The organism is Stagnihabitans sp., assembly GCF_964946895.1.
This window is the reverse complement of sequence record NZ_CBBQHX010000076.1, coordinates 1-9,132: the sequence shown is the minus strand read 5'-3', so window position 1 is coordinate 9,132 and position 9,132 is coordinate 1. Positions and strand designations below refer to the sequence as shown.

Here is a 9,132-nt window from a genome sequence, read left to right as displayed (position 1 = left end):
GCCTGAAACGGGCCGAGGGTCATCTGCGCCACATCGTCGGGATGATCGCTGAGGGCCGTCCCGGACTGGACATTGGCACGCAGTTGAATGCCGTGGACCGGGCACTTGCCAAGGCAAGACGGGCCCTGATCCATGACCATATCGGCGATTGCCTGATCGGAACCCGGGCGCATGACCGGACCGCGATCAAAGCCATGACCAGACTGCTCTGATGCGGAAGATCCTGTCAAACCAGGCGTTCCGCCATCTGTTTCTGGCGCAACTCGCGTCGTTGATCGGAACGGGGCTGGCGACGGTTGCCTTGGGCCTTTTGGCATGGCGGCTTGCAGGAGATCGCGCCGGTCAGGTTCTGGGCACGGCGCTGGCCCTCAAGATGATGGCCTATGTGGCGCTGGCCCCGATCGCCTCTGCCTTGGCGGACCGGCTGCCACGGCGGGCGTTTCTGGTCGGACTGGATCTGATCCGCGCTTGCGTGATTGCCTTCCTGCCCTTCGTGACAGAGGTCTGGCAGGTCTATCTACTGATCTTCCTGCTGCAGGCGGCCTCTGCCGGATTTACGCCGGCCTTTCAAAGCACGATCCCCGATCTGCTGCCGGACCCGTCTGATTACACAAGCGGCCTGACCCTGATGCGGCTGGCCGAGGATATGGAGCAGGTGGCCTCTCCCATGCTGGCGGCGGCCCTGCTGGCGGTGGTGTCCTTTCCGGTGCTGTTTGGCGGAACCGTGGTGGGGTTTCTGGCCTCGGCGCTGCTGGTGGTGTCGGTCCCTCTTCCTCCCAGACGCGCTGAACCCGGCGAGGGCTTCGTGCAGGCGGTGACCAAAGGATTGCGCATTTATGCCGCCACCCCGCGCTTGCGCGGCCTGTTCCTGATGGAAGGCGCAGTGGCTACCGCGGGGGCGATGGTCTATGTCAACACGGTCGTGCTGGTGCAGGCTCAACTGGGCCTGACCGAGAGATTCGTGGCGATGGCCTTTGCTGCCTTTGGGGCGGGATCGATGATCGCGGCCCTGTTCGTGCCGCGCCTGCTGACCCTTCTGACCGAGCGGAGCCTGATGCTGGCCGGCGCGGTGATCATGGTTCTGGGCGTGGCTCTGGTGCCCTTGGTGCAGGGATTTGGCACATTGTGCGGGATCTGGGCCCTGATCGGGGCAGGGTTTGCCGGCTCGCAGGTGCCGATAGGGCGGATCGTCAGCCGTTCATCGCGCGAGGAAGATCGCGGGTCGGTCTTTGCCGCGCAATTCGCCTCCAGTCACGCCTGTTGGCTGGTGACCTATCCCTTGGCCGGATGGTTGGGCGCATGGGCGGGATTGGCTATGACAAGCATGATCCTCGCATCCGTTGGGGCGGTGGCGCTTGCGCTGGTGTGGCGACTATGGCCAGCGGCAGATCCTGTCGCACTGGCGCACGATCATGCCGATTTGCCCGCCGATCACCCGCACTTGCAGGGCCAAGGTCCGCATCACGCCCACGATTTTGTCATTGACCCCCTGCACCACCGCTGGCCTGCCTGATCACGCGATGTTCGGTTGACGTTTGGAAGCTGAAATCCACGGGCTGCCGGTCAGGCGCGGGACATCTGGGCAGATCGGGCAGGCCATTGGTCAGGATGATGACGTCGATACCAGCAAAGGTGGCGCCTGCAGTCTTCCACTCGGTGATAAAGTCCGTATCAGTCGTCTGCATTCCCACAACTTTGTCCGAGGCCCAGAGGGGCGAAACCGCATCAAGCACCACCGGATGCCCCGGATTGCCGAAATGTCCCGTAGCGGCCGTCAGATCTGATGGAACGATCAAGAGGCCGTCCCCATTTTGGCCCGCAAGAACCTTATCCACCGCGTGCAGGTCCGTCACCGACTCCACCTGAAGGATCAGGCAAATCAGATCCCTGGCAGTCTTCAGACAATCCGGGCTGGTCGCAAACCGTGACCCCTTGGCCAAGGCCAAGACGACGCTGCGGTTGTCTTGCTGCAGACAGCGGGCGGCGCGCCAGACGGCAGCCTCCTTCTCGACCAATTCAACCGCCCCGATCAGCCCGGACGGGGCCCCAAGACCCAGCGGTTGGCTGATCTTGGTCCGGTCATCCTAGGGCAGGCGCAGGATCGGGCTGGGCCCTTTGCCTTCGATGATGGCCGGTCAAAGCCGGCAGTGGCGGCGATTTCGGTGGCACAGGCCTAGGCCAAGCAAGCCAGATGCCACGCAGCACCTCGCCCTTGGCCGGCCACGGCCTGAGCAAGTTCAGCGGCAAAGGCATCAGACGCTCAGAAAGTGATCGAGACGTGGCCGAAGGTGCCGAAGTCGGCATGAAAATGGCTGCCCGGCGGCGCCTCTATCGGGCGGATGAAGGAACCTGACAGCAGAACCTGACCCGCCTCAATCCCCATGCCGTACTGGGCCAAGCGTTGAACCAGCCAAAGGATGCCAGTCACCGGATCGTTCAGCACACCCGCGCCAAGTCCGGTTTCCTCGACCACACCATCGCGGGCAACGATCGCGCCGATCCAGCGCAGGTCGAACGCATCCGGCGCATGGTGCTGCTGACCAAGAACGATCCCGGCATTTGCGGCGTTATCGGACACGGTGTCGGTGATGATGCGGGCCTTGCCCGTGGCAGGGTCGGCGCGCAGGATCCGGGTGTCCAGAATTTCAAGGCTGGGGGCCACGTAGTCGGTCGCGGCCAGCACGTCATCCCGCGTGACCATGCCCCGCAGCGGAGCCTTGGTGACAAAGGCAATCTCGGCCTCCACCCTCGGCTGTATGAAGCGGCCATTGGCGATGGTGGCGCCATCGGCGAAGGCCATGTCGTCCAGAAGCACGCCCGAATCCGGCGTCGTGATGTTCAGCGCCTGTTGCATGGCGCGCGAGGTCAGGCCGATCTTCCAGCCGATCACCTTGGCCCCGGCGGCCTTCTTGCGGGCCACCAAGGCCGCCTGCACGGCATAGGCATCATCCAGCGTCATCGTTGGATAGCGCAGGGACAGCAGCCCGCACTGCTTGCCGGTGCGTTCCGCCTGATGGAGCGTTTCGGCGGCAGCCATGATTTCAGAGGGGGTCATTCGTCCGCCACTCCGTTCCGCAAGATGCCGATGCCCGGCACGTCGATTTCGACGACATCGCCGGGTTTCAGCCAGATCGGCGGGTCAAAGCGGGCGCCGGCCCCAGTGGGGGTGCCGGTCACGATGATGTCGCCCGGAACCAGCGTGGTGAAGGTCGAGATATAGGCGATCTGCCGGGCGATGGGGAACAGCATGCGACCGCTGCGGTCGTGCTGGCGGACTTCTCCGTTGACGCGGGTGGTCAGTTCGACATCGAGGATCTGGGACGGATCCGTGAAGGGCACGGCCCAAGGCCCCATCGCGCCAGAGCGATCCCAGTTCTTGCCCTGCGTGACATTGAACTTGGCGTGGCGCACCCAGTCGCGGATCGTGCCTTCGTTGCACAGCGTCAGGGCGGCGATGTGGGACAGCGCCTCGGCCTCGGGAATGCGGCGACCGCCTTTGCCGATGATCACGGCAATCTCGCCTTCATAATCCAGCTGCGCAGATTCTGGCGGGCGGATCAGCGGCTGGCCCGCCCCGGTGAAGCTGCGCGCAAAGCGCGGGAAGAGCGACATGTTGGGCGGGGCCTCTTGCCCGTCCTTGTATTCGGCGTTGCGGTCGGGGAAGTTCACCCCAACACAGATGATCTTTTCCGGGTCTGGTACCGGGATGTCAAAAGTGAAGCTGCCCGTTGCATGACTGGCCCGCCTGCCCTGCCCTGCGGCAAGAACCTTGGGGATACCGCCCGCTGCAATCACGCTGCGCAGCGTGGGCCATTGTGGGAAGGCGTCCGACAGGCCCAGAACGCCGCCGTCAGCCGTCACGCCCCAATGCTGCCGCCCTTCTGCGGTGTAGGTCACAAGGTTCATGGGCTTCTCCTTACGGGGCGATGATCGGGGTGGCTTTAAGGTCGCTTTCAACGGTCGTGGCTCCATCGAAGCCCGACCCCAGTTCGAACCAACTGCGCGGAGCTGCGGCCCCCCAAAGGGTCTGGCGCTGCGGGTCCTTCAGGTCCCATTTGATCGGTTCAAGGTCAGGATCGACGGTTTGGTAATCAGAGCAGTAAATCTCGGTCCGGTGGCCATCCTTGTCGCGGATATACAGAAAGAAGGCATTGGAAATCCCGTGCCGCCCCGGCCCGCGTTCGATGTTGGACAGATAGCCAGAGGTCGACATCAGGTCCAGAAGGTCGATGATGTTCAAGGGCGTCGGCACCCAGAAGGCGGTATGATGCAGACGCGGCCCGGTGCCGTTGGTGAAGGCGATGTCATGCACGCCGCCCTTGCGGTGCATCCAGGCGGCCCAGGTCCGGCCCGTCGCCTCGTCCGCCGTGTATTCGGTGACGCGGAAGCCCATCTCACCATAAAAGGCCACCGCCTGATCGACATTGGAGGAGAAAAGGTTGAAGTGGTCGATCCGAAGCGGCTTCACCCCACGATACAGCGCGTAGTTCTGGTGGATCGGCGCCAGCCGCTCCATCTTGGCGTAAAACTCCAGCGGGACGCCCCAAGGATCGCGCACGGCCAAGACGCGGCCCATATGGGGCCGGGTGATCCATTCGACGGGCAGCCCGCGTGCCCTGAACCAATGCGCCGCGCGGTCAAGGTCATCTTCGGACCAGACCTTGAAGCCCAGAACCCCGACCGAGGCCTGATCCGCCTGCCGTAGGATCATGGAATGATGACCTCGCTCCTCCATCGCGCGAAGGTAAATGCAGCTTGCATCCTCGTAGGTGACCTGAAGGCCAAGGATGTCGACGTAATAGGCCCGGCTCCATGCCAGATCGGTGACCTTCAGTTCCACATGGGACAGGCGGACGATGTTGAAGGACGGGTTCAGGTTCGGCGGCGGGATGGGCATGGCTTGTCCTCAGACGGGGAAGATGACGTTGGTCTGTCCGGTACCGGACGAAGGGAAATAGGGGGTGACGACGTCGCACTGGCCCTCATAGGCATCCCAGCCGAGCGCGCCGTAAAGCATGGCCGTGTCGTGCATCGACCCTTCGCCACAGCAGAACTGTGCGTAATCGCCCAGCATCTTCAGGAAGGTGACGTGGTCGCCGCGTTGCCACATGTCCAGCACTGCCAAGTCTATCTGGCGGTTGAATTCGGAACTGATCGTGAAGGTGCCATTGTTGGCGGCGTAGTCCTTGTTGGCCCAGATTTTGTGGCTGAGACTGCCCGAGGCGACCAGCAGCACCTTGCTGTCGCTGTCCGTGACAGCCTTGGCGATGGCCTGTCCGATCACCCGGCTTTCGTCATGGCTGTGGACGGTACACCAGGCGGCGATCGAGACGACCTTCATCTTGTGTTCGCGCGACATGAAGCGCATCGGCACCAGCGTGCCATATTCGGGTTCAAGACTGTCAAGATGATGGGCCAGACAATGAACCCCCATGTCACGTGCGCTTGCAGCGATGGCGTCACCAAGAGCGGGATTGCCCTCGTAGTCAAACGGCATGTTCTGGATGAACTGCGGAAACTCGTTCGAAGTGAAGATGCCCTGAAAACGCGCGTTGGCGTTGATGTGGTAGCCCGCATTGATCACCCAATGGGTATCGCAGACCACCACGGTATCTGCCCCCAAGGCCTTGGCCCGGCGGGCGATTTCCAGATGGCCGTCGATGGCGGGCTGGCGTTTGCCCTTCAGGGGGCCTTCCTGTTCCGACATCAGCATCGTCGGAACATGCGTGCATTTGGCGGCGAGAACGATCTCTCCCATGTCTTCCTCCCGTTGGGGCGCCCGGTTGCGGGTTGGGCCCCGGTCATCGCGCGGGTCTTGCTTGCTCTGGCCGTCTTACGCGCCCAGTCGCTGAATCTTGTGCCGCCCAAGGGCAAAGGCGGTGTTCTTGGTTTCCATGTAGAACTCAAAGGACCAGTCGCCGCCATCGCGGCCGATGCCGCTGGCCTTGACCCCGCCGAAGGGCGTGGGCAGGTGGCGGACGTTTTCCGAGTTCACCCAGATCATCCCGGCTTCCAGTTTTTCGCTGAACCTCAGGGCGCGGGTCAGGTCGTTCGTCCAGACATAGCCGGTCAGGCCATAGGCCACGCCGTTGGCGATCTCAAGCGCCTCGGCCTCGTCCTTGAAGCGGATCGAGGTCAGGAAGGGGCCGAACACCTCTTCCTGTGCGATGCGCATATGTGGCCTGGCCTCGGTGAAAAGCGTGGGCTGCACGAACCAGCCCGCGTCGCCCACCCGGTGGCCTCCCGCAGCCAGCGTCGCCCCATCGGCCTTGCCGATGTCCACATAGCCGGTCACCTTGTCGAAATGCGTTTTGTGGATCAACGGCCCGACTTCGGTTTTCGGGTCAAGCGGATGGCCAACCTTGATCGCGTTGACACGCGCCACCAGCATTTCATGGAACCGGTCGGCAATCGTATCTTGCACCAGAAGGCGGCTGGAGGAGGTGCAGCGTTCCCCGTTGAGCGAGTAGATCATGAAGATTGCCGCATCCAGCGCACGTTCCAGATCTGCATCCTCGAACACCACGACCGGATTCTTGCCGCCAAGTTCGAAATGGACCCGCTTCAGCGTATCGGCCCCCTGTTTCATGATCATGCTGCCGGTGCGGCTCTCGCCGACAAAGGCGATGGCCTTGATATCTGGATGCTCGGTCAGCGCCTTGCCGGCGCCTTCGCCCATGCCGTTCACCAGATTCAGGACCCCCGGGGGTAGGCCCGCCTCATGGCAGATTTCCGCAAGGATGCGGGCGGACAGGGGCGAGAATTCTGCCGGTTTGTGCACCACCGTGCAGCCTGCCGCCAAGGCCGGGGCAATCTTCCAGGTCGACAGCATGAAGGGCGTGTTCCAAGGCGTGATCACCCCCACCGGACCGATCGGATGGCGCGAGGTCACGTTTAGATGGTCCGGCGTCGGCAAGCTTTGGCCATCGCGGGCCGAAGGGGCAAGATCAGCGAAGAAGCGGAAATTCTCGGCTCCGCGCAGCGCGGCCTTTGACATGAAGCGCCACGCCTGACCCGTGTCCCAGCATTCACAAAGGGCGATTTCCTCGGCGCGCGTCTCGATCAGGTCGGCGATGCGGTGCAAGATCGCCTTGCGCTTGACGCCGTCCAGCGCGGCCCAGGCCGGAAACGCCATCTTCGCCGCCTTGGCTGCGGCGTCGATCGTGGTGGCGTCCCCCAAAGCCACCCGCGCAATCACGCTTTCATCCACCGGAGAGCACGTCTCGAACCAATCGTCACCGGAAACATCCTGACCACCGATCAGGTTCACGATCCCTTTTTCGCGGAAGCGGATCAGGTGGGTTTCCAGCTTGACCAGATGGGCTTGCAGGTCGGTCATTGGACTTCTCCGGACAGGTAGCGGCGGATCGAAGAGGCTTTGGGCGACAGTTCAGGGTCGATGTCGCGCATCTCAAAGGACAGCATGAAGGAGGAAGAGGCCATCACCTCGGCGCAGAAAGCCTGTGCTGCGGCGAAGATATGGGCGGTGGCCTTTTCCTTGGCTTCGGCCGCCCGGCCACCGCGCAAGCGCAGCGATATGTCAAGAAAGGCATGATCCGGGTTGCCGTCTGCAATGACGACGTGGCTGCAGGCCGTGGCCCGGACGCGAATGCCAGCCAAAGGCAGGATGCCCGTCTCCACCGCCGCATCGCGCAATGCCCGGCACAGGGCTGCAACATCTAGGCGCGCTTCAAGGTTGGGCGAATAGTCGATCTGCACATGCGGCATCTGTCCCTCCTCTGATAATTGCTTTGTTAAGTAAAATACTTGTCTTGTCAAATAATTTGCGCCGCCCATTGAGATAGACCCGAAAACCAAGCAAGATCGGGTGCATGACCGAAAATCCCCGCCCGCTCAGCCAAACCCGCCGCTCGCTGCCGATCGCCCTGCTCCGCGCGCGTGAGACTGTGATGAGCCCCATTCGTGAGATGCTGGCCACCTCTGGCGTGAACGAACAGAAGTGGCGCGTGCTCAGGGTCTTGCAGGAAAAGGGCCCGCTTGAACTGGGTCAGGTGGCGCCAGAGGCCTGTCTTCTGTTTTCCAGCCTGACGCGCATGGTCGGGCCGATGGAAAGGGAAGGCCTTATTTCGCGCCACACTCCGCCGCAGGACCGGCGCAAGACGATTATTGCCATCACCGAAGCGGGCGAAGCGCTGATCCGCGCCCATGCGGGCGAAAGCGCCGCAATCATGGATCAGATCGAACGGGAATTTGGGTCGAACCGGCTGGAGTTGCTTCTGGAACTCTTGGAAGATCTACGGTCCATCGACCTGCGCCGCCGCCAACAAGACTGAGGGCCTGTGGCGCGCCGCAAGAGTTGACCCGTGCACGAGCCGCACCACCCCGCCCCGCCTCCAGCTATGGCCGACCAACCGCAACCGGGGCACCTGCGACAACCGCAAGACCATTGCCCGCGCGGATATGGAAGCCCGCGTCCTCGAGGGCCTGAAGCACAAACTCATGGCGCCAGATCTCATCGCAGAATTCATCGCCGCGTTTCAGCGGGAGGTGCGGAAGGACCGCATTGAGGCGATGGGTGCGCGTGACGATGCACAGCGCCGCCTGACCAAGGTCTGCAAAGACATCGACAGCATCATCACGGCCATCACCGAGGGCATGTTTCATCCCAGCATGAAGGCAAAGATGGATACTCTGGAGGCCGAGAAGGCGTCCGTCACGGCCCACCTGCGCCAGATCCCGGCCGAAGACCCGGTCGCCATTCACCCAGGCCTTGCCGACATCTACGCAAAAAGGGTCGCAAACCTCGCCGAAGCCCTGAACGTCGAGGATACCAAGGCGGAAGCCGCCGATATCCTGCGCGGCCTGATCGACAAGATCATCCCGCAGCCGGATCCGGATGCGCCGAATGGCCACAAGATCGAGCTTTATGGGGAACTGGGTGCGATATTGTCGTTGTGCGACAACGCTGTAGCCACAAAAGCAAAAACCCGCACGAGTGGTGCGGGTGTTAAGCAAGTAACGATGGTTGCGGGGGCAGGATTTGAACCTGCGGCCTTCAGGTTATGAGCCTGACGAGCTACCGGGCTGCTCCACCCCGCGCCGGTTGTGCGTGGTTTTGAGATCGTATGAGAGATGTCGCAACTTTCTAGGTTTGGCGGTGACCTACTCTCC

The 9,132-nt window shown here is 62.5% G+C and carries 11 protein-coding genes and 1 tRNA gene; 3 read left to right on the top strand and 9 right to left on the bottom strand.

Annotation, left to right across the window (positions count from 1 at the left end):
* Positions 1-212 (top strand): metal-sensing transcriptional repressor (locus tag AC1Y2B_RS22970; protein WP_482255454.1); only part of this gene is annotated, 212 nt, incomplete at its 5' end.
* Positions 212-1,513 carry an MFS transporter gene (locus AC1Y2B_RS22965; protein WP_482255453.1) on the top strand — a complete coding sequence of 434 codons (1,302 nt, stop codon included), beginning with the start codon at positions 212-214 and terminating at the stop codon, positions 1,511-1,513. The genes AC1Y2B_RS22970 and AC1Y2B_RS22965, both read left to right, overlap by 1 nt.
* Here the strand turns inward: AC1Y2B_RS22965 and AC1Y2B_RS22960 are convergent.
* From AC1Y2B_RS22960 to AC1Y2B_RS22930, 7 genes are all read right to left on the bottom strand, one after another.
* A complete protein-coding gene (locus AC1Y2B_RS22960) occupies positions 1,479-1,946 on the bottom strand; it encodes an aldolase/citrate lyase family protein (RefSeq protein WP_482255452.1) in 468 nt (155 codons plus the stop codon). The two genes, AC1Y2B_RS22965 and AC1Y2B_RS22960, sit on opposite strands and share 35 nt — an antisense overlap.
* A 314-nt stretch (positions 1,947-2,260) precedes the next feature.
* Entirely contained in the window at positions 2,261-3,055 is a 795-nt protein-coding gene (gene hpaH, locus AC1Y2B_RS22955; protein ID WP_482255451.1) for a 2-oxo-hept-4-ene-1,7-dioate hydratase, read from the bottom strand.
* Positions 3,052-3,906, bottom strand: coding sequence for a fumarylacetoacetate hydrolase family protein (locus AC1Y2B_RS22950; RefSeq protein WP_482255450.1), 855 nt, complete (start codon positions 3,904-3,906; stop codon positions 3,052-3,054). The genes hpaH and AC1Y2B_RS22950 overlap by 4 nt, the downstream gene beginning before the upstream one ends.
* Positions 3,907-3,916: 10 nt before the next feature.
* Positions 3,917-4,897 carry a 3,4-dihydroxyphenylacetate 2,3-dioxygenase gene (gene hpaD, locus AC1Y2B_RS22945; RefSeq protein ID WP_482255449.1) on the bottom strand — a complete coding sequence of 327 codons (981 nt, stop codon included), beginning with the start codon at positions 4,895-4,897 and terminating at the stop codon, positions 3,917-3,919.
* A 9-nt stretch (positions 4,898-4,906) separates the two neighbouring features.
* On the bottom strand, positions 4,907-5,758 hold the full coding sequence (hpaD, locus tag AC1Y2B_RS22940) for a 3,4-dihydroxyphenylacetate 2,3-dioxygenase (protein WP_482255448.1): 852 nt from the start codon (positions 5,756-5,758) through the stop codon (positions 4,907-4,909).
* A gap of 75 nt (positions 5,759-5,833) precedes the next feature.
* Positions 5,834-7,339: a 5-carboxymethyl-2-hydroxymuconate semialdehyde dehydrogenase gene (hpaE, locus tag AC1Y2B_RS22935; RefSeq protein ID WP_482255447.1), complete on the bottom strand. Its 1,506-nt coding sequence runs from the start codon at positions 7,337-7,339 to the stop codon at positions 5,834-5,836.
* Positions 7,336-7,728, bottom strand: coding sequence for a 5-carboxymethyl-2-hydroxymuconate Delta-isomerase (locus AC1Y2B_RS22930; RefSeq protein WP_482255446.1), 393 nt, complete (start codon positions 7,726-7,728; stop codon positions 7,336-7,338). Before AC1Y2B_RS22930 ends, hpaE begins: the two co-directional genes overlap by 4 nt.
* Before the next feature lie 104 nt (positions 7,729-7,832).
* Between AC1Y2B_RS22930 and hpaR the strand changes: the two genes are divergently transcribed.
* Positions 7,833-8,294 (top strand): homoprotocatechuate degradation operon regulator HpaR, encoded by a 462-nt coding sequence (gene hpaR / locus AC1Y2B_RS22925; protein ID WP_482255445.1) that lies wholly within the window; start codon positions 7,833-7,835, stop codon positions 8,292-8,294.
* Between the two features lie 64 nt (positions 8,295-8,358).
* On the opposite strand, the gene AC1Y2B_RS22920 is transcribed toward hpaR, so the two are convergent.
* Positions 8,359-8,976 (bottom strand): hypothetical protein, encoded by a 618-nt coding sequence (locus tag AC1Y2B_RS22920; protein ID WP_482255444.1) that lies wholly within the window; start codon positions 8,974-8,976, stop codon positions 8,359-8,361.
* 7 nt (positions 8,977-8,983) lie between these two features.
* Positions 8,984-9,060: transfer RNA gene (locus AC1Y2B_RS22915), tRNA-Met, on the bottom strand.
* Between the last annotated feature and the right edge of the window lie 72 nt (positions 9,061-9,132).

What these genes read in the sequence shown, in the direction of transcription:
- AC1Y2B_RS22930 (WP_482255446.1), bottom strand. Translation starts at nt 7,728, where the DNA reads ATGCCGCATGTGCAGATCGACTATTCGCCCAACCTTGAAGCGCGCCTA.
- hpaH (WP_482255451.1), bottom strand. Translation starts at nt 3,055, where the DNA reads ATGACCCCCTCTGAAATCATGGCTGCCGCCGAAACGCTCCATCAGGCG.
- AC1Y2B_RS22950 (WP_482255450.1), bottom strand. Translation starts at nt 3,906, where the DNA reads ATGAACCTTGTGACCTACACCGCAGAAGGGCGGCAGCATTGGGGCGTG.
- hpaD (WP_482255449.1), bottom strand. Translation starts at nt 4,897, where the DNA reads ATGCCCATCCCGCCGCCGAACCTGAACCCGTCCTTCAACATCGTCCGC.
- hpaE (WP_482255447.1), bottom strand. Translation starts at nt 7,339, where the DNA reads ATGACCGACCTGCAAGCCCATCTGGTCAAGCTGGAAACCCACCTGATC.
- AC1Y2B_RS22965 (WP_482255453.1), top strand. Translation starts at nt 212, where the DNA reads ATGCGGAAGATCCTGTCAAACCAGGCGTTCCGCCATCTGTTTCTGGCG.
- hpaR (WP_482255445.1), top strand. Translation starts at nt 7,833, where the DNA reads ATGACCGAAAATCCCCGCCCGCTCAGCCAAACCCGCCGCTCGCTGCCG.
- hpaD (WP_482255448.1), bottom strand. Translation starts at nt 5,758, where the DNA reads ATGGGAGAGATCGTTCTCGCCGCCAAATGCACGCATGTTCCGACGATG.